24 protein-coding genes are annotated in these 24,312 nt (G+C 35.2%); 11 read left to right on the top strand and 13 right to left on the bottom strand.

Going from position 1 to position 24,312, the window contains the following annotated elements; genetic code table 11:
* Nucleotides 1–21 precede the first annotated feature (21 nt).
* On the top strand, nucleotides 22–1,653 hold the full coding sequence (pruA, locus tag EZ428_RS20690) for an L-glutamate gamma-semialdehyde dehydrogenase (protein WP_131555104.1): 1,632 nt from the start codon (nucleotides 22–24) through the stop codon (nucleotides 1,651–1,653).
* 439 nt (nucleotides 1,654–2,092) lie between these two features.
* On the opposite strand, the gene EZ428_RS20685 is transcribed toward pruA, so the two are convergent.
* From EZ428_RS20685 to EZ428_RS20670, 4 genes are all read right to left on the bottom strand, one after another.
* Nucleotides 2,093–2,752: a carbonic anhydrase gene (locus EZ428_RS20685; protein WP_131555103.1), complete on the bottom strand. Its 660-nt coding sequence runs from the start codon at nucleotides 2,750–2,752 to the stop codon at nucleotides 2,093–2,095.
* 109 nt (nucleotides 2,753–2,861) lie between these two features.
* Nucleotides 2,862–3,497 (bottom strand): carbonic anhydrase, encoded by a 636-nt coding sequence (locus tag EZ428_RS20680; protein ID WP_131555102.1) that lies wholly within the window; start codon nucleotides 3,495–3,497, stop codon nucleotides 2,862–2,864.
* Nucleotides 3,498–3,501: 4 nt separating this feature from the next.
* Nucleotides 3,502–5,106 carry a SulP family inorganic anion transporter gene (locus tag EZ428_RS20675; RefSeq protein ID WP_131555101.1) on the bottom strand — a complete coding sequence of 535 codons (1,605 nt, stop codon included), beginning with the start codon at nucleotides 5,104–5,106 and terminating at the stop codon, nucleotides 3,502–3,504.
* Between the two features lie 91 nt (nucleotides 5,107–5,197).
* Nucleotides 5,198–5,536, bottom strand: a complete 339-nt coding sequence (locus tag EZ428_RS20670) for a hypothetical protein (protein WP_131555100.1) — start codon at nucleotides 5,534–5,536, stop codon at nucleotides 5,198–5,200.
* 203 nt (nucleotides 5,537–5,739) lie between these two features.
* Here EZ428_RS20670 and EZ428_RS20665 point away from each other — a divergent pair, with 203 nt between their 5' ends.
* The 8 genes from EZ428_RS20665 (at nucleotide 5,740) to EZ428_RS20630 (ending at nucleotide 14,108) form a co-directional block, all read left to right on the top strand.
* On the top strand, nucleotides 5,740–7,281 hold the full coding sequence (locus EZ428_RS20665) for an acyl-CoA carboxylase subunit beta (RefSeq protein ID WP_131555099.1): 1,542 nt from the start codon (nucleotides 5,740–5,742) through the stop codon (nucleotides 7,279–7,281).
* Nucleotides 7,282–7,719 (top strand): GNAT family N-acetyltransferase, encoded by a 438-nt coding sequence (locus EZ428_RS20660; RefSeq protein WP_131555098.1) that lies wholly within the window; start codon nucleotides 7,282–7,284, stop codon nucleotides 7,717–7,719. It begins immediately after the preceding gene.
* Between the two features lie 196 nt (nucleotides 7,720–7,915).
* Complete coding sequence (locus tag EZ428_RS20655) at nucleotides 7,916–9,034, top strand: M42 family metallopeptidase (RefSeq protein ID WP_131555097.1); 1,119 nt, start codon at nucleotides 7,916–7,918, stop codon at nucleotides 9,032–9,034.
* 123 nt (nucleotides 9,035–9,157) lie between these two features.
* Entirely contained in the window at nucleotides 9,158–9,850 is a 693-nt protein-coding gene (locus EZ428_RS20650) for an HAD family hydrolase (protein ID WP_131555096.1), read from the top strand.
* The gene (locus EZ428_RS20645; RefSeq protein WP_131555095.1) at nucleotides 9,847–10,473 is read left to right on the top strand and encodes a chloramphenicol acetyltransferase; all 627 of its coding nucleotides are present in this window, start codon (nucleotides 9,847–9,849) and stop codon (nucleotides 10,471–10,473) included. The genes EZ428_RS20650 and EZ428_RS20645 overlap by 4 nt, the downstream gene beginning before the upstream one ends.
* 57 nt (nucleotides 10,474–10,530) lie before the next feature.
* Nucleotides 10,531–12,102, top strand: a complete 1,572-nt coding sequence (locus EZ428_RS20640; protein ID WP_131555094.1) for a helicase HerA-like domain-containing protein — start codon at nucleotides 10,531–10,533, stop codon at nucleotides 12,100–12,102.
* 42 nt (nucleotides 12,103–12,144) lie between these two features.
* Nucleotides 12,145–13,044 (top strand): nucleotidyltransferase family protein, encoded by a 900-nt coding sequence (locus EZ428_RS20635; protein WP_131555093.1) that lies wholly within the window; start codon nucleotides 12,145–12,147, stop codon nucleotides 13,042–13,044.
* A complete protein-coding gene (locus tag EZ428_RS20630) occupies nucleotides 13,035–14,108 on the top strand; it encodes a phosphotransferase enzyme family protein (RefSeq protein ID WP_131555092.1) in 1,074 nt (357 codons plus the stop codon). Before EZ428_RS20635 ends, EZ428_RS20630 begins: the two co-directional genes overlap by 10 nt.
* A 307-nt stretch (nucleotides 14,109–14,415) precedes the next feature.
* On the opposite strand, the gene dnaK is transcribed toward EZ428_RS20630, so the two are convergent.
* Both dnaK and EZ428_RS20620 read right to left on the bottom strand, forming a co-directional pair.
* Entirely contained in the window at nucleotides 14,416–16,317 is a 1,902-nt protein-coding gene (gene dnaK / locus EZ428_RS20625; protein ID WP_131555091.1) for a molecular chaperone DnaK, read from the bottom strand.
* Nucleotides 16,318–16,771: 454 nt separating this feature from the next.
* Entirely contained in the window at nucleotides 16,772–17,956 is a 1,185-nt protein-coding gene (locus EZ428_RS20620) for a class I SAM-dependent methyltransferase (protein WP_131555090.1), read from the bottom strand.
* A gap of 117 nt (nucleotides 17,957–18,073) precedes the next feature.
* Here EZ428_RS20620 and EZ428_RS20615 point away from each other — a divergent pair, with 117 nt between their 5' ends.
* Entirely contained in the window at nucleotides 18,074–19,810 is a 1,737-nt protein-coding gene (locus EZ428_RS20615) for a GMC oxidoreductase (RefSeq protein ID WP_131555089.1), read from the top strand.
* A gap of 2 nt (nucleotides 19,811–19,812) precedes the next feature.
* Entirely contained in the window at nucleotides 19,813–20,436 is a 624-nt protein-coding gene (locus tag EZ428_RS20610; RefSeq protein ID WP_131555088.1) for a gluconate 2-dehydrogenase subunit 3 family protein, read from the top strand.
* 61 nt (nucleotides 20,437–20,497) lie between these two features.
* Here EZ428_RS20610 and rplQ read toward each other — a convergent pair whose 3' ends face one another.
* The 7 genes from rplQ to infA form a co-directional block, all read right to left on the bottom strand.
* A complete protein-coding gene (gene rplQ / locus EZ428_RS20605; protein ID WP_131555087.1) occupies nucleotides 20,498–21,088 on the bottom strand; it encodes a 50S ribosomal protein L17 in 591 nt (196 codons plus the stop codon).
* Between the two features lie 136 nt (nucleotides 21,089–21,224).
* Nucleotides 21,225–22,217, bottom strand: a complete 993-nt coding sequence (locus EZ428_RS20600) for a DNA-directed RNA polymerase subunit alpha (protein ID WP_090992908.1) — start codon at nucleotides 22,215–22,217, stop codon at nucleotides 21,225–21,227.
* Nucleotides 22,218–22,295: 78 nt separating this feature from the next.
* A complete protein-coding gene (gene rpsD, locus EZ428_RS20595) occupies nucleotides 22,296–22,904 on the bottom strand; it encodes a 30S ribosomal protein S4 (RefSeq protein ID WP_131555086.1) in 609 nt (202 codons plus the stop codon).
* A gap of 68 nt (nucleotides 22,905–22,972) precedes the next feature.
* Entirely contained in the window at nucleotides 22,973–23,362 is a 390-nt protein-coding gene (rpsK, locus tag EZ428_RS20590; RefSeq protein ID WP_025145207.1) for a 30S ribosomal protein S11, read from the bottom strand.
* 108 nt (nucleotides 23,363–23,470) lie between these two features.
* The gene (gene rpsM, locus EZ428_RS20585; RefSeq protein ID WP_131555085.1) at nucleotides 23,471–23,848 is read right to left on the bottom strand and encodes a 30S ribosomal protein S13; all 378 of its coding nucleotides are present in this window, start codon (nucleotides 23,846–23,848) and stop codon (nucleotides 23,471–23,473) included.
* A gap of 70 nt (nucleotides 23,849–23,918) precedes the next feature.
* Nucleotides 23,919–24,035 carry a 50S ribosomal protein L36 gene (gene rpmJ / locus EZ428_RS20580; RefSeq protein ID WP_010599887.1) on the bottom strand — a complete coding sequence of 39 codons (117 nt, stop codon included), beginning with the start codon at nucleotides 24,033–24,035 and terminating at the stop codon, nucleotides 23,919–23,921.
* Nucleotide 24,036: 1 nt separating this feature from the next.
* On the bottom strand, nucleotides 24,037–24,255 hold the full coding sequence (gene infA / locus EZ428_RS20575; RefSeq protein ID WP_008244555.1) for a translation initiation factor IF-1: 219 nt from the start codon (nucleotides 24,253–24,255) through the stop codon (nucleotides 24,037–24,039).
* Nucleotides 24,256–24,312: the final 57 nt, after the last annotated feature.

The following is a 24,312-nucleotide window of genomic DNA, read 5'->3' as shown; positions in this document are numbered from 1 at the left end:
GCGCAAACAAGAATTTAATTTATGCTTAAAGGATTTTTTAACGTACCAGCACCTGTTAATGAGACCATTTTGGGTTATGCACCAGGAAGCAAAGAACGCGAATTATTAAAAGAAGCATTGGCTGATAGTCGCTCAAAAGTGATTGAAATTCCAATGTACATTGGCGGACAAGAAGTTCACACCGAACAAAAAGGAAGAATTACTCCTCCACATGACCACCAACATTTGCTAGCCAACTACAGCAAAGGAAACAAGAGTCACGTTAGTCAGGCAATTGATGCGGCCTTAGCTGCAAAAGCAGATTGGGAAAATTTAGCTTGGGAACACAGAGCTGCTATATTCTTAAAAGCTGCCGATTTAATTGCTGGTCCTTACCGCTATAAATTAAATGCTGCAACTATGTTGGGGCAAAGCAAAAATGCATATCAGGCAGAAATCGATTCAGCTTGCGAATTGATTGACTTTTTACGTTTCAACGTAGAATATATGTCTCAAATTTACAAACAACAACCACCAGTTTCGCCTCGTGGTAGTTGGAATAGATTAGAGCAACGCCCATTAGAAGGATTTGTATTTGCATTAACTCCATTTAACTTTACTGCAATTGCAGGAAATCTACCTACTTCTGCTGCCATGATGGGCAATGTTGTAGTTTGGAAACCAGCAAACACACAAATTTTTGCAGCTAATGTTTTGATGCAAATTTTCCGCGAAGCAGGATTACCTGATGGTGTAATTAATTTAGTTTATGTTTCTGGTCCAGATGCTGGAGATGTGATTTTCTCACACCCCGATTTTGCAGGAATTCACTTTACGGGTTCTACTGGTGTATTTCAAGACATTTGGAAAACGATTGGAAACAACATTCATAAATTTAAAACCTATCCTCGTATAGTTGGCGAAACTGGCGGTAAAGATTTTATCTTAATCCACGGTTCGGCAGATGCTGAAGTTTCTAGCACAGCAATTATTCGTGGTGCTTTTGAATATCAAGGACAAAAATGTTCTGCTGCAAGTAGAGTTTATATAGCAAAAAGTGTTTGGCCAGAAGTTAAGAAATTCATGCAACGCGATTTGGCGACATTTAAAATGGGCGGAACAGAAGATTTCAGCAATTTCATTAATGCAGTTATTGATGAGAAATCATTTAACAGTTTAGCTAAATATATTGATGCAGCTAAAAAAGATAAAGGTGTAGAAATTATTGCTGGCGGAAACTATGACAACAGTAAAGGTTATTTCATTGAACCAACTGTTTTAGTGGTTGATGACCCGAAATACACCACAATGTGCGAAGAACTTTTCGGCCCAGTTTTAACCATTTTCGTTTACGACGATAAAGATTTTGACAAAACATTAAATATTATTGACAGCACTTCTATTTATGCTTTAACCGGCGCTGTAATTGGTAAAGATAGATATGCATTAGAAAAAGCAACTCACCGTTTACGCAACGCTGCTGGTAATTTTTACATTAATGATAAATGTACTGGTGCAGTTGTTGGTCAACAGCCATTTGGTGGTGCTAGAGGAAGTGGTACAAATGATAAAGCTGGCTCGATGATTAACTTGTTACGTTGGGTTTCTCCAAGAACAATTAAAGAAACTTTCGATCCACCTAAAGATTACCGTTATCCATTTTTAGCTGAGTAATATTACAATAAACTACAAAAACCGTCCAAATTTATGTTTGGACGGTTTTTTTTGCATTACTATTTAATTCTCTTTTGAAAGCAAGTCCTGCAAAACTATTTAAGCAAGTCGTGCCAATGCTACAATTCCTAAAACATCCTATTCCCGATGAAATCGGGGAAGTTTCAGGAGATTTTCGCGTATGTCAGGTTTAAGAAACTTCGGCAATCTGCTACTATGTACGGTTTACTTGCAATACCGCTAAATTTAGCCTGATTGAAACGATATCTTCTAATTATTTTGTTTAAAAATAATTAGAAATAAAGTGGAAAGCAGGATGAATGTAAATAAAAAGCAGTTCTTCTGCGCTTCAATCCTTTATTAAATTTTTAAGCTATAAAAAAGTAGTTCAAAAAAACCAAATCTAAGCTTGGTATTTTACTATTGTTAGTTTTTAAAATCATAAACTTACCTTAAAAACTGGGGAAACATCATCAACACTATGGCTGCTTACTTTTAAATCTTTAATTAAGCCTGTCTTTAAACTATAAACCCATGCATGAACAGACAGTTCTTGTCCGTTTGCCCAAGCATTTTGTACAATTGAAGTGTTGATTACATTCGCTGCACCTTCAATAGCATTCAATTCTACTAATCTGTTAGATTTTGCTTCGGGATCTTTGATAGTCGCCATTTCTCTTTCGTGCATACGATAAACGTCTCTGATATTCCTCAACCAGTTATCGATAATACCAACTTGCTTATTACCTAAAGCAGCGTTAACACCACCACAGCCATAATGTCCGCAAACAATTACATGTTTTACTTTTAATACATTAACAGAGTAATCTAATACACTTAGCATATTCATGTCTGTATGTACAACTACATTAGCAATATTTCTATGTACAAAAATATCGCCAGGCAAAGTATTTGTAATTTGATTAGCTGGCACACGACTATCAGAACAGCCTATCCACAATACTGGTGGAGTTTGACCAGCTGATAATTTATCGAAATAGGTAGGGTCAGATTTAATCATATCCTCAACCCAGTCAACATTGCCTTGTAATAGGCCTTTATATGTAATATCTTTTGTTTCTATTGTTTTTGCACACATAATTCTAATTATTAACCTCTGGATACTTTTATCTCAAATAAACAACAAAGCCTCCAAAACATCATGAAGGCTCTGTTATTCTTATCTGTTTTTAAATGGCTTTAAAAAATTATAACCAGCTTACAACACCAGTTTCTACATTATAATTTGCACCTACAATTTTTATTTTTCCATCTTTTTCCATTTGGTTTAAAGTGGTACTTTGGTTGCGGATATCAGCCATGGTTTGTTTTACATTTTGCACGTTTAATCTTTCCAACAAATCATTATTTTTAGATGAACGTTCTTCTCCTTCGCTAATAATTTCATCAATAATTGGGTTAAAATGATCTACTAAATGGCTAAGGTTTTTCATTCCTGTCTCACGGATTGCAGCAGCATCCAATCCTCCCTTTAAAGCACCGCATTTAGAGTGTCCTAAAACTACAATTAATTTAGACCCAGCAACGTTACAGCCAAATTCCATAGAACCCAAAATGTCTTGGTTTACAAAATTCCCAGCAATTCTTACACTAAAGATATCTCCTAGCCCTTGGTCAAAGATCAATTCTGCAGAAGTACGACTGTCTATGCAGCTTAATATTACGGCAAATGGCCATTGTCCTGCCCTAGTATCATTTACTTGTGCTAATAAATCCCTATTCGTTTTTAAATTTTGTACAAATCTTTCATTACCTTCTTTTAGTATTTCAAATGCTTTTTCAGGGGTAATTGATGTTTGTGTTTCTAAAGTATGTGCCTTCATCCTTCTATTTATTAATTTCTTCTACAATCTTGTTATTTAATTTAGGAACAACATAATTACTCTTTATGTGCTCCAAAGTTACGATAATGCCTTTAGTATAAGCATTATGCTTGTAATTAAAAATGGTTTCTAAAACATCAGGATCTATATATCTAGCGTTTGAACCATCGATAATTACGTTTGTTTCTTTTGGTATTCCTGTTAATAATACCTGAATTGCTGCCTTATTTAGAAAGGACACCTCTTCTGCCAATTTAATTCTAATATTCTTTTTATTGCCTTCTTCTTGAACTTTATAGAAGAATGGATTTCGCATATTGGTACGCAATAAATAAAATATAGAAAATGCCATACCTATTGCTACCCCTTTTAATAAGTCGGTTAATACAACTGCTAAAACTGTTACTAAAAATGGAATAAATTGATCCCAGCCTTTTTGATACATATCCTTAAACAAGGAAATTTTTGTTAACTTATAACCTGTAAACAATAAGATTGCAGCTAAACAAGCTAGAGGAATCATATTAATGATTCCAGGAATCAGAATAAGTGACAATAGCAATAGCAAACCATGGAAGATGGCCGACATTTTAGTCCTGGCTCCTGCATTAACATTTGCAGAACTTCTTACAATTACTGATGTCATTGGAAGCCCACCAAGCATACCACTTGTAATATTACCAAGTCCTTGAGCTATAAGTTCACGATTAGTTGGAGTAACTCGTTTAATAGGGTCCATTTTATCTACTGCCTCTATTCCAAGCAAGGTTTCCAAACTTGCTACAACAGCAATTGTAGCAGCAACAACCCAAACGTCCCATCTACCAACCGCCGAAAAATCTGGAGCGGTAAATAATCCTTTAAATTCTTGCCAACCACTAAACATTGGAATATTAACCATGTGTTCTTGTGCAAGTGCATAATTAGTATTTTTAGATACAATTGCTAAAGTAATACCCAAAGCAACCACGACAAAAGGTGCAGGTACTACATTTAGTTTTTTGATTTTTGGCCAATAAATAAGTGTCAAAAGAGACAATACACTGATTACAGTTGCGGTTAAGCTAATTGAATTTAATGCATTCCCGATAGCTGACATTGCATTCTCTGCTCCTTTTTCACTAATGCCTTCATCTAAAAAATAATCTTTATCGTATCCCACTGCGTGTGATAATTGCTTACGGATAAGCAACAATCCAATTCCAGCTAGCATTCCGGTAATTACACTCGAAGGAAAATAATTTCCAATTGTGCCGGCCTTAATAAGACCGAGCACTAATTGAAGAACTCCTGCTAAAACCAACGCAAGCAGAAATACCTGATAATTACCCAAACTAGCAATTGCACCTAATACAATAGCGGTTAACCCTGCCGCCGGACCACTAACACTTAATTGCGAACCACTTAAAAAGCCCACAACAATACCGCCAACTATACCTGCAATTAAACCTGCAAATAATGGTGCTCCAGAGGCCAAAGCAATACCTAAACATAGAGGTAACGCTACCAAAAAGACAACTACACTTGATGGCAAGTCTTTCTTTAAATTCTTTTTTAATATATATTTTTTTACTTCGAACCTAGAAGAGGTCGAATTCTCATTTCCCATAACTCACTGCGTTAAATTTTTATAAATTTTAAATACAAGGCATCTCTATGCGAAAAATTAATTTTGCATAACAAGGTGACAATAATAAAAATTATGAAAAGTTAGGTGGTGGTGTTGGTACAGAAGGGTGATAAGGGTCTACATATCGCCGAGAGTGGTCTATAAAACTATTTGTTATACCTTGATTTATCAATAAAGGCACATAAGTTAAATCGTAATGATGAATCATTAATTTATGATCAGCAAATTTAATATTGCCTTTACCTGAATCCTCTCCATTGTTTTCTGCTTCAAGCTGCATGATCACAGCATTCATTAAGCATTTATCTAAATGAGCAAAAAAAACAGGTGCACCAGAAATTACCATCTTTGCAGTAAAGATGCCCATAAAGGCAATTACTATTAGCACACGGTATTTTCTAAGAAACATAAATCATTTACAATTTTCTTTCGTTTGCTTCAAAAATAGCTCCAAAAGAATGAGATTATCAAATATATAAGTAATAAAAATGTAATTTAAAACGAGATTTTTACAAACCAATTCACTACCAATTATATAAAAATGAAAATCTCTGTACAAAAAACAAGCTAATAACCGTAATTTGACTGCGTTAAATTTTATTGAATTTTGAGATGAAAAATAAGATTGAAATCTTACAGGATAAAATACAAAAGGCTCACCTTGGTGGCGGTCAGGCTCGTATTGATAGCCAGCATAAAAAAGGGAAACTAACTGCAAGAGAGCGTATTCATTTTTTAATGGACGAAGGAAGTTTCGAAGAAATTGGGATATTGGTTATACACCGTAGCACCGATTTTGGAATGGAGACAGAAAAGTATTTGGGCGATGGGGTAGTTACTGGTTATGGCACTATCAATGGCAGATTAACCTATATTTTCTCTCAGGATTTTACGGTATTTGGAGGTTCACTTTCTGAAACTCACGCAGAAAAAATTTGCAAAATAATGGAAATGGCCACCAAAAATGGTGCTCCATTAATCGGTTTAAATGATAGTGGTGGTGCAAGAATTCAAGAAGGGGTGGTTTCTTTAGGTGGTTATGCCGATATCTTTTATCGTAACGTTCAGGCATCTGGTGTTATTCCACAGCTTTCGGCTATTATGGGGCCCTGTGCTGGTGGGGCTGTTTATTCTCCAGCCATTACAGATTTTATCCTAATGGTAGAAAACACATCTTATATGTTTGTAACTGGACCAAATGTGGTTAAAACAGTTACACATGAAGAAGTAAGCTCTGAAGAATTAGGTGGTGCGGTAACCCATGCTACAAAATCTGGCGTAACCCATTTTGCTTGTGCAAACGAACTAGAAGCGATAAGTCATGTTAAAAAATTGTTGAGTTATATGCCTCAAAATTGCGAGGAAACACCAGCAAGTTTAGTTTACGAAATGGCAGATGAAAGTCGGCCCATTTTAAACGAACTATTGCCACAAAATGCAACGCAACCATATGACGTTCGTGAAATCATTTCAGCAGTTGCTGATACAGATAGTTTTTTAGAAGTACATAAGGATTACGCAGAAAACATAGTGGTTGGCTTTGCTCGTTTAGCGGGAAAAAGTTTAGGGATTGTTGCCAATCAGCCTGCCTATTTAGCTGGAGTTTTAGATAGCAATTCGTCTACAAAAGCTGCTCGTTTTGTTCGTTTTTGCGATTGTTTTAACATTCCTCTTTTAGTATTGGAAGATGTTCCTGGGTTTTTGCCTGGCACCGACCAAGAGTGGAATGGCATCATTACCAATGGCGCAAAATTATTATATGCTTTTAGTGAAGCTACAGTTCCACGTATTACGGTTATTACTCGTAAAGCTTATGGTGGTGCTTATGATGTAATGAACAGTAAACACATTGGTGCAGATATGAATTATGCTTGGCCTACTGCAGAAATTGCCGTTATGGGTGCAAAGGGTGCAGCAGAAATTATCTTTAAAAGAGAAATTACATCTGCAGAAAACCCTCAAGAGAAATGGATTGAGAAAGAGAAATTATATTCAGATATTTTCGCAAACCCTTATCGTGCTGCAGAACGTGGTTTTGTTGATGAGGTTATCGAACCGTCTCAAACTCGTATAAAACTGATAAAGGCTTTTAAAATGCTAGAAAATAAAGTAGTAAACAACCCAAGAAAAAAACACGGTAACATACCTTTGTAAATGGCGGTAGTAGAACAAATATTCCCTGCATTAACTTGGCGCATTAGGCATATTGCCATGTACCCAGACCATCCTTATGAGTTTGTAAAATTAGCTAACGATTTTGATGGTGTCCATTTCGGAATTTATGTAGACTATGAATTAACTGGCGTTGTTTCTTTATTTACGCAGGGCAATGTTGGTCAATTCCGAAAACTAGCAGTTTTACCAGAAGCGCAAAACCAAGGTTTGGGCAAACAATTAATGGATTATCTTATAGATTTTTGCAAGATTCAAAAACTGACAAAACTTTGGTGCAATGCAAGAGTAAATGCAAAAGAATTTTATACTAAATTTGGCTTCTACGAAACAGATAAAACTTATTCCGCAGATGGGTTTGATTTTGTAATTATGGAACTAGAAATTAAGCACAAAGACACTAAGAACACCAAGTGTTAAAATACATATATAAATCTTAATGTATTTTGTGCCTTGGGGCGCTCAAACGAATAAATATGAAACCATTAATTAACCACGAAGACACAAAAAGCACTAAAAAAATATTGCAAGCTTTGTGTTCTTTGTGCCTTGGTAGTTCAAAAGAATAAATATTAAAAATCTGAGTAATCACTTTAACAGTGTAATCATATAACATATGGCAAAGAAGAAAGAAGAAGAAAACAAGAAAAAACACGTTCCAGTAGTAACTAAAAAATCTATACAATTTTTAGAAAAATATATAAACAACCCTGCCCCAACTGGCTATGAGTGGGAAGGTCAAAAACTTTGGTTAGATTACCTGAAACCATATATAGACGAACATTTTATCGATAACTATGGTACAGCAGTTGGTGTAATCAATCCAAAAGCTAGTTATAAAGTGGTTATTGAGGCACATGCCGATGAAATTTCATGGTACGTGAACTACATTACTAGTGATGGTTTAATTTACGTAATTCGTAATGGTGGTTCAGACCATCAAATTGCACCATCAAAACGTGTAAATATTCATACTGAAAAAGGTCTGGTTAAAGCTGTTTTCGGGTGGCCAGCAATACATACTCGTCATGGCGATAAAGAACAAGCTCCAGAATTAAAAAACATCTTTTTAGATTGCGGTTGTACAACTAAAGAAGAAGTAGAAAAATTGGGAATCCATGTAGGCTGTGTGATTACATATGAAGATGAATTTATGGTATTAAATGACCGTTATTACGTTGGTCGTGCTTTAGATAATCGTGTAGGTGGTTTTATGATTGCCGAAGTTGCTCGTTTATTAAAAGAAAACAAGAAAAAATTGCCGTTTGGTTTATATATCGTTAACTCAGTGCAAGAAGAAATAGGGTTACGCGGTGCTGAAATGATTGCTCAACGTATTAAGCCAAATGTTGCTATTGTAACAGATGTTACACACGATACCACCACTCCAATGATTAACAAAATCATACAAGGTGATTTATCTGCAGGTAAAGGCCCTGTTGTTTCTTATGCACCAGCTGTACAAACCAACTTGAACAAATTGTTAATTAAAACAGCAGAGAAAAACGACATCCCTTTCCAGCGCCAAGCTTCTTCTCGTTCTACAGGAACAGATACTGATGCTTTTGCTTATTCAAATGGTGGGGTTCCATCTGCGTTAATTTCATTACCATTGCGTTACATGCACACTACTGTAGAAATGGTGCACAAAGAAGATGTAGACAATGTAATCAGCTTAATCTATCAAAGCTTGTTAAACATAAAAGCAGACCAAGATTTTAGGGAATTCTCTTAGAGAAAGGTTGAAGGCACAAAGGCAGAAGGTTGAGGGTTTTCCCCTCGACCTTTTTTTATGAACATATCCTTAAATTCTTAATGGTTAAAAAATTCTTATTTTTACCAATAAACAATATCCAAAATGACCAACATTAAAGTTATCGCATTTGATGCAGATGACACCTTATGGGTAAACGAACCGTATTTCCGCGAGGCAGAAGATAAGTTTTGCGCTTTATTAGAAGATTACCTTCCATTGCATAGCGTAGCCGCAGAATTATTTAAAATAGAAATCAGAAACCTTCCTTTATACGGTTACGGCATTAAAGGCTTTATGCTTTCGATGATAGAAACCATTTTAGAAGTTACCGAAGGAACAGCAAGCTTAGAAATGATTAGCAAAGCAATAGAGTTTGGTAAAGAACAACTAAATAAACCAATTGAATTATTAGACGGAGTTGAAACCGTTTTAGAAGCTTTAAAGGGAGAATATCGCTTAGTTGTTGCTACCAAAGGTGATTTATTAGACCAGGAAAGAAAACTACAAAAATCTGGCTTGGAGAAATATTTCCACCATATTGAAATCATGAGCGACAAACAGGAGAAGGATTACCTTAAGCTCTTAAAACATTTAGATTGCAAACCCAAAGACTTTCTAATGATTGGCAATTCCTTAAAATCTGATGTTTTACCAGTTTTACAGATTGGTGCACATGCCATTCACGTTCCCTATCATACTACTTGGGCTCATGAGGTTGTAGAAAATAATGTGGCACATGAAAATTTTTCTGCCATAACCTCAATAGATGAAATTTTAAGTATCCTTAAAAAATGAAACAACTGTTTGATTTAGAAAATTGGGTCAGAAAGGACCACTTTAATTTCTTTAATCGGTTTGAAGAACCTTTTTTTGGTGTAGTAGTAGATATTGATTGTACTATTGCCTACAATAAATGTAAAAAAGAAGGCATCAGATTTTTCTTATATTATTTACATCAAGCTTTATCATCAGCTAACGCTATAGAAAATTTCAGATTAAGAATTGAAGATGACCAAATCTATATTTACAACCAAGTTAATGCTTCGGCAGTTATCAATCGTCCAGATGGCACATTTGGCTTTTCTTACATAGACTACTCACCAGATTTTGAAGAATTTCAATCAATTGCAAAAAAAGAAATAGAACGAGTTCAAAACTCAACAGGTTTAGTTCCTGCTGGCTCAGGCGATAATGTAATTCATATTTCGGCTATGCCATGGTTAAAATTCACCTCTTTATCTCATGCTCGTAGTTTTTCATTTAAAGATAGCTGTCCAAAATTTTCCTTTGGCAAAATGACAGAAATCGAAGATAGAAAATCTATGCCAGTTTCTATTCATATAAATCATGCATTGGCAGATGGTTATCACGTAAGTTTATTTGTAGATGAATTTCAAAAGAGAATGAATAAAGCTTAAACTATTATTTCAATTCCGATATATCTTTCTTAATTTGAGGTCGAAAAACATCTTACCATGAATGATAAAAAGACTTTATTTACAGAAAAAATTAAAACTTCGTATGCACCAACTGGCGCATCGATATATTTAGGAGCAGGGATTTTAGAAGGCGAAGTATTAGCAGAAGCCGAAGTAAATTTGCCTTTGCGAATGATGAACCGCCACGGCTTAATAGCCGGAGCAACCGGAACAGGAAAAACAAGAACCCTACAACTATTGGCAGAACAACTATCTGATGCTGGCGTACCTGTATTTATGTTAGATGTTAAGGGAGACTTATCTGGGTTAAATCAAGTTGGGACCACAAACTCTAAAATTGAAGAAAGAAGTACACAATTAAACAAACCTTTCACTCCTACTGGTTTTCCTATTGAGCTTTATTCGCTTAGTGGAAAAAGTGGTGCACAAATGCGAGCAACTGTTACCGAATTTGGACCAGTCTTATTAGCAAAAATTTTAGAGCTGAATGATACTCAAACAGGTGTTTTGGCTGTAATTTTTAAATATGCAGATGACAACAAAATGCCAATTGTAGACTTAAATGATTTAAAAAAATTATTGGGTTATTTATCTGAAGGTGATGGTGCTGCAGAGATTAAAAATAGTTATGGTTCTATTTCGGCATCTACTTCAAGTACAATATTAAGAAAGATTGTAGCCATTGAGCAGCAAGGTTTAGGTGGAATGTTCGGCGAAACCTCTTATGACATTGAAGATTTATTTAATCGCGTTGATGGCAAAGGAGTTATCTCTCTTTTAAATATTGCCGATGTGCAAAATCAGCCTGTTTTATATTCTACTTTTTTATTAAGCCTATTGGCAGAAATATATCAGGCAATGCCAGAAGCTGGAGATTTAGACAAACCAAAATTGGTTTTCTTTTTTGACGAGGCACATTTACTCTTCAACGATGCTCCAAAAGCTTTCTTAGAACAAGTAAATACAATAATCAGATTAATTCGCTCTAAAGGAATTGGTGTTTTCTTTTGTACACAATCGCCAATGGACATTCCTGAAACCGTTTTGGCACAACTTGGGAATAGAGTGCAACACGCTTTAAGGGCTTTTACACCAAATGATGTTGATGCTTTAAAGAAAACCGTTAACACTTATCCCAAATCTGATTTTTACGAAATCGACAAATTGTTAACTGCATTAGGAACCGGACAAGCATTAGTTACTGTGCTAAATGAAAAAGGCATCCCTACCGAAGTTGCTGCTACAATGTTAACACCTCCAAGGGCTGTAATGGGGCCAATGGCAGCCATTGATTGTGAAAAATTAATGCAAGCCAGTCCATTATTCACAAAATATCAAAAAGCAATTGATCCTGTAAGTGCATTCGAAATGTTAACAGATAGAATCAATGTCAAATTAGCAGAAGACAATAAAATTAAAGCCGCTGCAGACGAGCAAAAACGAGTTGAAGAAGAAAGCAAACCTAGATCAGGAGAAAAAAGCATTGTGGAACAAGTAATGGGAGCAACTATAACTCGTCAAATTGGCAAAGAAATTGTCCGAGGTCTGTTTGGAATGCTAACTGGCAAAAAACCTAGGTCAAGAAGTGGTGGTATTTTTGGCTTTTAAAACTTATATTTGAAAAAATCCTAATCAAAAAAATTTATTTTAATGAAACCTACCTTACTAATTCTGGCTGCAGGTATGGCAAGCCGTTACGGAAGCATGAAACAAATAGATGGCTTTGGCCCAAACGGCGAAACCATTATCGATTATTCTATATATGATGCAATTAAAGCTGGTTTTGGCAAAGTTGTATTTATTATTAAAGAAGAATTTGTAGAAAACTTTAGAAGTATTTTTGATGCTAAACTCAAAGGCAAAATAGAAACAGATTATGTTTTCCAAAATTTCGATTTAAAACAATTCGGTATTGAAGAAGAAATCTATAGAGAAAAACCTTGGGGCACCGCTCATGCAATTTTATCAGGAAGAACAGTGGTAAAAGAACCTTTCTGTGTTATTAATGCTGACGATTTTTACGGCTTTGATGCCTATAAAAAAATGTTTGATTTCTTAAATGAAGAGGCAAATGATAGCAATTTCTCAATTATAGGTTACCAAATTGGCAAAACATTATCAGATTTTGGCGCTGTTTCTCGTGGTGTTTGTAAAGTTGATGATGCTGGTAACTTAAGTGAAATTGTAGAACGTACTAAAGTCTTTCAAGATGGTGATACGATCGTATATGAAGAAGAGGATAAAAAATATCCTTTAGATTTCGAAACACCTGTTTCAATGAATTTCTGGGGTTTTACTCCTGCTGTTTTCAAAATAACTGAAGAATTATTTAAAGAATTTGCTTTGGCTAATAAAGACAAGCCTAAGGCAGAATTTTTTATTCCATTAATCGGAGAAAACTTAGTAAAAAATAATACTGCAGCTTTTAAAGTAGTACCTACTTCAAATCAATGGTTTGGTGTTACTTATAAAGAAGATAAGCCTTTTGTACAAGCTAGTATTGATCAGCTTGTAAAAGATGGAGCTTATCCAGAAAATTTATGGAGCTAAGTATTGATGAAAATATATTAAAAGCTTACGGTTATAATTTTGAAACTGTTGCTTTACACCAAATAGGTTCGGGTCATATAAACCGAACCTATTTGCTTTCTACACATAGCGATGAAAAGTATATCTTACAAAACATCAATACTCAAGTTTTTAAGGATCCATTTGCCATAGCAAATAACATTAAACTAGTTGCAGATTATTTAAAATTAAATTTTCCAGATTATTTATTTCCTGCCCCAATTGCTGCTTTAAATGGGGAACTAATGTTTCAATATCAAAATGAATATTGGCGCTTATTACCATTTGTTCAAGACACCATTGCTTTTGATACTTTATCTGACTCGAAGCAGGCTTATGAAGCTGCCAAACAATTTGGAAAATTAAGTAGGTTGTTAAATAATTACGATGCTTCAACTCTAAAACCAACTATTCCTGGCTTTCACGATTTAGCTTGGAGATATGAGCAATTTACTTTTGCTTTAAGTAAATCGACAACAGTATTTAAAGAAAAAGCGAAACAAGAAATTGAAACCGCTTTACATCATCACTTCATTATAGCTTATTATCGTTCTTATGAGCATCGCCAAGATTTTCCGAATCGTGTAATGCACCATGATACCAAAATCAGTAACGTTCTTTTAAAAGAGAATAATTTTGAAGGCGTTTGCGTAATAGATTTGGATACTTTAATGCCTGGTAAATTCATATCTGATTTAGGAGATATGATGCGAACTTATCTTTGTGCATTCTCTGAAAATGAAAAGGATCTAAGTAAAATTAACATCCGATTAGATTATTTTAAAGCAACAATTAAGGGTTATTTATTTGAAATGGCCAGCACATTAACAGGAACTGAAAAAGAATTGGTTTTATTTTCTGGAAAGTATATGATTTATATGCAAGCGTTAAGGTTCTTAACAGATTATTTAAATGGTAGTGATTATTACCCAATTTCTTATCCAGAACAAAATCTAGATAGAGCAAAAAACCAATTCAAATTATTAAGTGAGTTATTTGAAAATGAAAAAACTCTTCAAGATATAATTGAAGAGTGTTTATCCTAGGTTTGTCATTCAGAGCGCAACGAAGAATCTATCTATTTTTATTAAAAATTTCCTAAAAGCACTTTCCTTTGCTAAATAAACCCGATAGCAATGAATCCCGATTTTTCATCGGGAGAAACGAATAGCGGGACCACTCTAGCCATAGAACACTACCAATCATTTTCAAATCATCGCTTTAAGATTACTTCGTCGGCTGAAAAAGCCTTCTCACAATGACGAAATAAATTAAAAAAGCGTCACTGAACTTAATCAGCAACGCTTTTTATATCAACCCAAGACTCTCGACTTAGGGCTTGTGACTAAAGACTTATTTCTTCTCTTCGTCTTTTACTTCTTCAAAATCAACATCAGTAACAGTATCGCCACCTTGTTGTGCATCAGCTTGTGGTGCAGCACCTTGAGGTTGCTCACTAGCTTTGTACATTTCTTCTGAAGCTACGTTCCATGCATTTTGTAATTCTTCTTGAGCTGCATCGATATCTGCAAAGTTACGAGACAAATGAGCTGCTTTTAATTTCTCTAAACCAGCTTCAATTGGCGCTTTTTTATCGTCAGATAATTTATCACCAAATTCTTTCAATTGTTTCTCAGTAGAGAAAATTAAAGCATCAGCACCGTTAATTTTATCTGCTTCTTCTTTTTGTTTAGCATCAGATTCCGCATTTGCTTCAGCTTCTTCTTTCATTTTCTTGATTTCTTCATCAGTTAAACCAGAAGATGCTTCGATACGGATTTTTTGCTCTTTACCAGTAGCTTTATCTTTAGCACTTACGTGTAAAATACCGTTAGCATCAATGTCAAAAGCAACTTCTACTTGAGGCACACCACGAGGTGCTGGTGGAATACCATCTAATATGAAACGACCAATTGTACGGTTTTGAGCAGCCATTGGACGCTCACCTTGTAAAATATGGATTTCTACCGAAGGCTGATTATCAGCAGCTGTAGAGAAAGTTTCTGCTTTTTTAGAAGGGATAGTTGTATTTGCTTCAATTAATTTTGTCATTACACCACCCATAGTTTCAATACCTAAAGAAAGTGGAGTAACATCTAATAACAATACATCTTTAACCTCACCAGTTAAAACACCACCTTGAATAGCAGCACCAATTGCCACAACTTCATCAGGATTTACACCTTTACTTGGCTCTTTACCAAAGAAAGCTTTAACAGCATCCTGAATTGCAGGAATACGAGTTGAACCACCTACTAAGATGATTTCGTCGATATCACCAACTTTTAAACCAGCATTTTTCAAAGCAGATTTACAAGGGTCAATCGTACGTTTAATTAAATCTCCAGCCAATTGCTCAAATTTAGCACGGCTTAAAGTTCTAACTAAGTGTTTTGGACCGCTAGCATCAGCAGTAATATATGGTAAGTTAATTTCTGTTGAAGTAGTGCTAGATAACTCAATTTTAGCTTTTTCAGCAGCTTCTTTTAAACGTTGTAAAGCCATTGGGTCTTTAGCCAAATCCATTCCATTTTCAGTCAAGAATTCTGAAGCTAACCAATCGATAATTACGTGGTCAAAATCATCACCACCTAAGTGAGTATCACCGTCAGTAGATTTTACTTCAAAAACACCGTCACCTAATTCTAAAACAGAAACATCATGTGTACCACCACCACAGTCAAACACAACAATTTTCATGTCTTTGTGTGCTTTATCTAAACCGTAAGCTAAAGCAGCTGCAGTTGGTTCGTTAATGATACGTTTTACAGTTAATCCAGCAATTTCACCAGCTTCTTTAGTAGCCTGACGTTGTGCATCGTTAAAATATGCCGGAACAGTAATAACTGCTTCAGTAACTTCATGTCCTAAGAAATCTTCAGCCGTTTTTTTCATTTTCTGCAAAATCATAGCAGAAATCTCTTGTGGAGTATATTTACGGTCGTCAATTTCAACACGAGGCGTGTTGTTATCACCTTTAACAACTTTATAAGGTACTCTACCAACTTCTTTCGAAACTTCAGCAAAGCTAGAACCCATAAAGCGTTTAATAGAATAAATTGTTTTTGTAGGGTTCGTTATCGCCTGACGCTTAGCAGGTTCACCCACTTTACGCTCGCCGTTTTCTGCAAAAGCAACAATAGATGGCGTTGTACGTTTACCCTCACTGTTGGCTATAACTACAGGTTCGTTACCTTCCATTACAGAAACGCAAGAGTTTGTTGTTCCTAAGTCTATACCAATTATTTTTCCCATTTTATTATGTATTTCTTTTAAATTTTATTGTTTACTCGTTAATAACAAGCAATGTGCCAATTGGCTTTTGGCAGAAATAACATCTAAATATCTGTTAAAATGTATTAATTAAGGCTAATATTGGCTGACACGTTGGCAGAAAAAAAGCAAAAGGCAGAAGGTCTAAAGGTTGAAGGTATTTTAGAAAACGAATGTCAGTAATTCTTCGGATTTGCAGCCCTGCTGTTCGCTTTACATGCCTTCGGCTTCGTGCTCGCTACCATCAGGTTTAAATAACAAAAACTTATGCTAAAATGTAAACCTGTGGCTAAAGCCCAATAAAAAACATAAAAACGTCAGTTAAAACAGACGGCAATGAAATGAACTAGATAAATATCTGAATAGATAGAACTTTAACTTCATTGCCGTTGGCTTCAGCCAACGGAATAATGGCAACATATTGGCTTTAGCCACATTATAAATTCAATAACCGCTCCAAATGATGGTAATCAATCCCAAAATAAGCTTTAGTTTCTTTTATCTTTTGTAAAATCACTTTTTGCTCCTCAGACTTCGGACTTTTTTTCACTCCCACCACCAAAACATTTTTCGGCGTATGTGCATCTGAAATAAATTCAAATACCTTAGTTTTATAGCCAAAGTATTCTAAAATTAAAGCTCTAATTCCATCAGTTACCATTTCAGCTTGGCGTTCTAAGAAAATTCCATACTTGGTTAAAAAAGAAACATCGTTTTTAACGTTATGCTTTTCAATTTCTCTTCTAATCTGTTTATGGCAGCAAGGTGCAACAACAATTAATTCTGCACCAGCATTTATCCCTTTAAAAATGGCATCATCAGTTGCAGTATCACAAGCGTGTAGTGCAATTAGTAAATTAATTTCTTTTACTTTATAATCTTCAATAGTTCCTTCAACAAAATGCAATTGCTCAAAATTAGCTTGTTTGGCAATGTCGTTGCATAAATTCACTAAATCTTCTCTAAACTCAACGCCTGTTACCTTTGCTTTTAATTTCAATTGTTGGTGCAGGTAGTCGTACAAAGCAAAAGTTAAATAACCTTTACCCGAACCCATATCTACAACATTCTTAATAGTTCCTTCCGGTAATTCTTTAATTAATGAGTTTAAAATTTCAATGTACTGGTTAATCTGTTTATACTTATCCTGCGCATTTTTAAAAACATTTCCCTCCGCATCAGTAATTTTCAAAGAATGAAGATAACTATTAGCCGTCGGCTTAATCAATCTTTTTTTCTCCTTATCGTGAGTAAGTTTCGGCTCTAATTTCACATTCATTTCTCTTTCACGTAGCTTAATCAAACCTTTTTTATCGTGTTCAATTATCACCTCCTTGTTTGTAGTGAATAAAGTGGCAATCTTAAAATCATTGCTTAAAAGATTGATAATTAAACCTGAACCTTCATCAAGTGCTAAATTTTTAAATATATCTCTAGTTTTATATCGATAATTAAAAGATAGCATATCAACTCTTTTAATTTTAACCAACTTCACATACAGATTTTTCAACTCCTTGTCATTCCCCTGATAATTACCAAGAGATAATTTCACTAGTTTTTTTTCGGCTATGCTAGTTTTTAAAAGGTTTGCAAACTTTAATAGAATATCGCTATTGCTCATATAAATAAATCGATTTACCTAACATTAAGGCTACATAATTAAAATAGTAGGCTCAACGTTTCCATTTCACAAAATTAAGCTTTAAATTAGGATAACGATAAATTCTAACCATTTATAATGAGTGACTTTCAAATTAAAAAGTCTTCCACCGTGTATGACGCCATTGTTGTTGGCTCTGGTGCTGGAGGAGGAATGGCTGCCTATGTTTTGGCAAATGCCGGACAAAAAGTTCTAATGCTTGAAGCTGGTCAGTATTTTGACCCAAGAATTGACGCCCAACAAATGAAATGGCCTTGGGAATCTCCCCGTCGTGGAGCTGGCACAACCCGTCCCTTTGGAGATTTTGATGCTTCTTATGGTGGCTGGCAATTAGAAGGCGAGCCCTATACAACTAAAGATAAAACAGAATTTGAATGGTTCAGGTCCCGTATGCTCGGTGGTCGTACCAATCATTGGGGCAGAATTTCTTTAAGAATGGGCCCAATAGATTTTAAACCTACTGATGGTTTAACGGACCCTTGGCCAATAACATATGCCGATTTAAAACCATTTTACGACAAAGTTGATAGAATGATAGGCATCTATGGCACTGCAGAAGGCATAGAAAATGAACCTGACGGGATTTTTATGAAGCCACCAAAACCTAGATTACATGAACTTTTAATTAAAAAAGGTGCAGAAAAAGCTGGCGTACCTGTAATTACTGGTCGCGGTGCCGTAATGACTGAAGAAATTAAAGGGAATAAAGACCGTGCACCTTGTTTCTATTGTGGCCAATGTGGTAGAAGTTGTAAAGTTTATGGAGACTTTTCTGCTTCATCATGCTTAGTAATTCCTGCGGTTAGCACAGGTAATTTAACAGTAATAACCGATGCAATGGTTAGAGAAGTAATTACTGATAAAGATGGGTTGGCAAAAGGTGTTTCTTATGTTAATAGAAAAGATTTACAGGAATATCAGGTAAATGCAAAATTAGTGATTTTAGGCGCTAGCGCATGTGAATCGGCTAGAATTTTATTAAATTCAAAATCATCTCATCACCAAAATGGATTAGCCAATAAAAGTGGTGTTGTTGGAAAATACTTACATGACTCTACTGGAGCGAGTGTATCTGGCTTTTTACCTCAGTTAATGGATAGAAAGCGATATAATGAAGACGGCCTTGGTAGTGTTCATATTTACTCGCCTTGGTGGGTAGATAATAAAAAATTAGATTTCCCTAGAGGTTATCATATTGAATATGGAGGCGGAATGCGTATGCCATCTTATGGTTTCAGTGGCGGTGTACCAACACAAAATGGAATGGTGCCTGACCGAAATGGAAAAATGAAAGAAGCCGGAGGTTATGGCACTTCCTTAAAAGATGATTATCGCCGTTTATATGGGACCGGGGTAAGTATGGCTGGCCGTGGGACCGCGATAGCTAGAGAAGATAATTATTGTGAAATTGACCCAAATGTAGTAGACAAGTATGGCATTCCAGTGCTAAGGTTTCATTATAAATGGGCAAAGGAAGAAGTTCTTCAAGCCAAACACATGCAAGAAACGTTTCTGTCTATTATGAAAGAGATGGGGGCTATTGTTACTTCAAAAATTGAAGGTGCAGAAAATAATTATGGATTAGAAGCTCCTGGAAAGATTATTCACGAAGTTGGTACAATTAGAATGGGCGATGACCCAAAAAAATCTGCCTTAAACAAATATTGTCAGGCACATGATTGTAAAAATCTATTTGTAGTCGATGCAGCACCATTTGTACAACAAGGTGATAAAAATGCAACTTGGACAATCCTAGCCCTAGCAATGAGAACAGCGGAATATATTTTAGCAGAGAAGAAAAAACAAAACATTTAATCATGAACAGACGTGATTCATTAAAGGCAATTGGCCTTACCGCTTTAAGCACAACAGTATTGGTAGGAGCTTGTAGCCCTTCGGAAGAAAAAAAGGAAGTTGTAGCTTCGGAAAAAGAAGCTGGTAGAGAACAATGGGAAACAGATAGAGACCAAAAATTAAAGGCTGAAACTTTTTTCACTAAGCATGAAATAGCCACAATTTCAGTATTGGTAGATATCATTATTCCAAAAGATGATTTCTCAGGAAGTGCAACTGAAGCCAAAGTTCCAGAATTTATCGAATTTATTGTTAAAGATATTCCCGAACATCAAGTACCATTGCGTGGAGGACTTAAATGGTTAGATATCCAATGTTTCAATAGATATGAAAGTTCCTTTATCGAAGCTACACCCAAAGAACAAATAAGCATTATTGATGAAATTGCTTATCCCAAAAAGGCAAAGCCAGAAATGTTAGCGGGAGTTGCTTTTTTCAATAGAATGAGAAGTCTTACGGCATCTGGATTTTATACCACCGAAATGGGTGTAAAAGATATTGGCTATGTTGGAAACGTACCAAATCAATGGCCCGGAGTTCCAAGTGAGGTATTGAAGCAATATGGATTAGAAGGAATAAAAATCTAGTTAAAAAAAAGCCCTTTAGGAATACCTAAAGGGCTTTTATATTTTATAGTTAATTTAAAAACTATGCTTTTGGAGCTTCTTCTTCTGTAGAGCTTGCTTCTGGAGCAGCTTCTTCAGTAGCAGGAGTTTCTTCAACCGCTGGTACTGCTTCTTCAACTACTTCAGTTTCTTCAACTACAGCTTCAGCTTTTGGAGCTTTAGCCACAGCAGCAGGAGCATCAGCTTTTTTAGCTTTACTTCTACCTCTACGTGTAGTTTTCTTTTCTTCAGCTGCAGTATCTTTACCGTAAACTTCGTTATAATCAACTAACTCAATTAGTGCCATCTCAGCATTATCACCTAAACGATTGTTTAATTTGATAATACGAGTGTAACCACCTGGACGGTTAGCAACTTTAGCAGCTACATCACGGAACAATTCTGTAACCGTTTCTTTGTCTTGTAAGTAAGCAAATACTGTACGACGAGAGTGTGTAGTATCGTTTTTAGATTTTGTAATTAGAGGCTCAACATAAACGCGTAAAGCTTTTGCTTTAGCTAAAGTAGTTGAAATTCTCTTGTGTTTAATCAACGATGAAGCCATGTTTGCTAACATCGCTTTTCTGTGCGATGTAGTTCTGCCTAAATGGTTGTGTTTTTTACCGTGTCTCATTTTTTGTTTTGTAAAGTGTATACCGTCTCTTTGAACTTAATCTGAGGGAATTATACACAGTGAATATTTAATTAATATTATATTCCGAGCCTTGAGCACAATTTCACAACTGCAAACTCAAAACTGAAAACTGTTTTTATTCTTCGTCTAACTTGAATTTAGAAAGGTTCATTCCAAACGATAATTGTTTAGATTTTACCAATTCTTGAATTTCAGTTAAAGATTTTTTACCGAAGTTTCTGAATTTTAACATATCAGCAACATCATAAGAAACTAAATCAGCTAAAGTGCGAATATCCGCTGCTTTTAAGCAGTTTAAAGCACGAACTGAAAGATCTAAATCAACCAATTCTGTTTTAAGGATTTTACGCATGTGTAAAATTTCTTCATCAACTTCTTTAGTTTCCTCTTTCGCTTGAGATTCTAATACTAGGTTCTCATCAGAGAATAACATAAAGTGTTGGATCAAAATTTTAGCTGCTTCTTTTAAAGCTTCTTCTGGGTGGATAGATCCATCAGTAGAAATATCTAAAATTAATTTCTCGTAATCTGTTTTTTGCTCAACACGATAGTTTTCAATCGTGTATTTTACATTTTTCATTGGGGTGAAAATCGAATCGATAGCGATTACACCAACAACTGTATCAGTAATTTTATTCTCTTCTGCAGGAACATAACCACGACCTTTATTGATAGTTAATTCTACCTCTAAAGTTACTGATTTCTCCATGTTACAGATAACAAAATCAGGGTTTAAAACCTCAAAGTTGTTAGAGAATTTTGTAATGTCTCCAGCCAAGAATTGATCTTGACCGTTTACAATAATGAATACTTTTTCTGAATCTCCAGAATCACCAACTTTTTTAAAACGAACTTGTTTTAAATTTAAGATGATTTCTGTTAAATCTTCTACAACACCTTTCATTGTAGAGAATTCGTGAGAAACGCCTGAAAAACGAATACTTGTAATAGCAAAACCTTCTAAAGAAGAAAGTAAAATTCTTCTCAAGGCGTTACCAATTGTTACACCGAAACCGGGCTCTAAAGGACGAAATTCGAATTGACCATCGAAATCCGTTGATTTCTGCATGATTACCTTATCTGGTTTCTGAAATGCTAAAATTGCCATTTATAATGTTTTTAGATCGTTATATGAATAATGTGTAACGTAAAAAAGTTAAAGCCACTTGGGCTTTAACAAAATTTATTACTTAGAGTATAACTCTACTATAAGATTCTCTTTAATGTTTTCTGGGATCTCATCACGGTTAGGATAAGCTAAAAACTTACCTGATAACTCACTTGCATTCCAATCTAACCAATTGAACTTATTGATTACTCTTCCCGCAACAGAAGTAGTGATTGCCTCTAATGATTTAGATTTATCACGTACTGCAACTACATCACCAGCTCTTAATTGATATGATGGAATATTTACAACCTCACCATTTACAGTTACGTGTTTGTGGCTAACCAATTGACGTGCACCTGAACGGGTTGGAGCAATACCTAGTCTGTATACTGTGTTATCCAAGCGTGCTTCTAACAATTGCAACAAGTTATCACCAGTAATACCTTCGCGAGATGAAGCTTTAGTGAACAGGTTACGAAATTGTTTTTCTAATACACCATAAGTATATTTTACTTTTTGTTTCTCCATTAACTGTACAGCATACTCAGATTGTTTTCCTCTTCTTTTAGAAGCGCCATGTTGGCCTGGAGGATAATTTTTTCTGTCTAATACTTTGTCAGGGCCGAAAATTGGCTCTCTGAACTTACGGGCTATTTTGGACTTTGGTCCGGTATATCTTGCCATTGTTGTTTTTGATTTTAAAGTATCTTCCCAACTTAAATCGGGAGACTCTTAGCTTTAAAAATAATTAATTAAACTCTTCTTTTCTTAGGAGGACGACATCCATTGTGTGGAAGCGGAGTGATATCTTTAATAGAAGTCACTTCGATACCTGCAACTTGTAAAGTTCTGATTGCAGACTCACGGCCTGAACCTGGACCTTTAACAAATACCTCTACCTTACGTAGACCTAAGTCAAATGCTACTTTACCGCAATCAGATGCAGCTTGGCCAGCAGCGTATGGAGTGTTCTTTTTAGAACCTTTAAATCCCATTTTACCTGCAGACGACCATGAAATAGTCTGACCGTTATTGTTTGTTAAAGTAACAATGATGTTGTTGAACGTAGCATTGATGTGAGCCTGACCTACAGACTCAATAACAACTATACGTTTTTTGGTAACTTTTTTACTTTTAGCCATTTTGCTTTAATAATAAGTTAGTGAATTACTGGATTAGCGAATAACCCGGACCCATTAACCATTTAAATTAATTTGTTCCAAATAACCACAAGGGTTATTTATCATTTATTATTTAGTAGCTTTTTTCTTATTAGCAACTGTTTTTCTCTTTCCTTTACGAGTACGAGAATTGTTTTTTGTACGTTGACCACGAACAGGTAAACCTTTTCTGTGACGTAAACCACGGTAACAACCGATATCCATTAAACGTTTGATGTTTAATTGAACCTCAGAACGTAAAGCACCTTCTACTTTAATTCCATCGTTAATGATTGTACGAATAGCCGACAATTCGTCATCTGACCAGTCTTGTACTTTTTTGTTAAAATCGATACCTGCCTCAGTTAAAATGTTCTGAGCAGTTTGTCTTCCTATACCGTAGATATAAGTTAGTCCGATTTCACCTCTTTTGTTTCTTGGTAAATCAATACCTGAAATCCTTGCCATATTTATTTATAATTTTAAGTAATTCCGAACGGCGGGCCACCGTTGTACGGTACATTACAATATTTCTTAATTACCCTTGACGTTGCTTATATTTTGGATTTTTTTTGTTAATCACGTAAAGTTTACCTTTACGACGAATAATCTTACAATCAGCGCTACGTTTTTTAATTGATGACCTAACTTTCATTTTATTTATATCTATAAGTAATCCTGCCTTTTGATAAATCGTAAGGCGACATCTCTAATTTAACTTTGTCTCCAGGAAGAATTTTGATGTAATGCATCCTCATCTTTCCTGAAATGTGAGCAATAATCTCGTGGCCATTTTCAAGTTCTACTCGAAACATAGCATTAGATAATGCTTCTCTTATTACTCCGTCTTGTTCAATTGAGGCTTGTTTAGCCATATAATATTGATTTTTACTTAATTAGCTTGTATTAAACAGGGTTGCAAAATTAAATAA

Origin of the sequence: Pedobacter frigiditerrae (assembly GCF_004331645.1) — a bacterium.
Classification (GTDB): domain Bacteria; phylum Bacteroidota; class Bacteroidia; order Sphingobacteriales; family Sphingobacteriaceae; genus Pedobacter; species Pedobacter frigiditerrae.
This window is presented reverse-complemented; position numbering and strand designations above follow the sequence as displayed.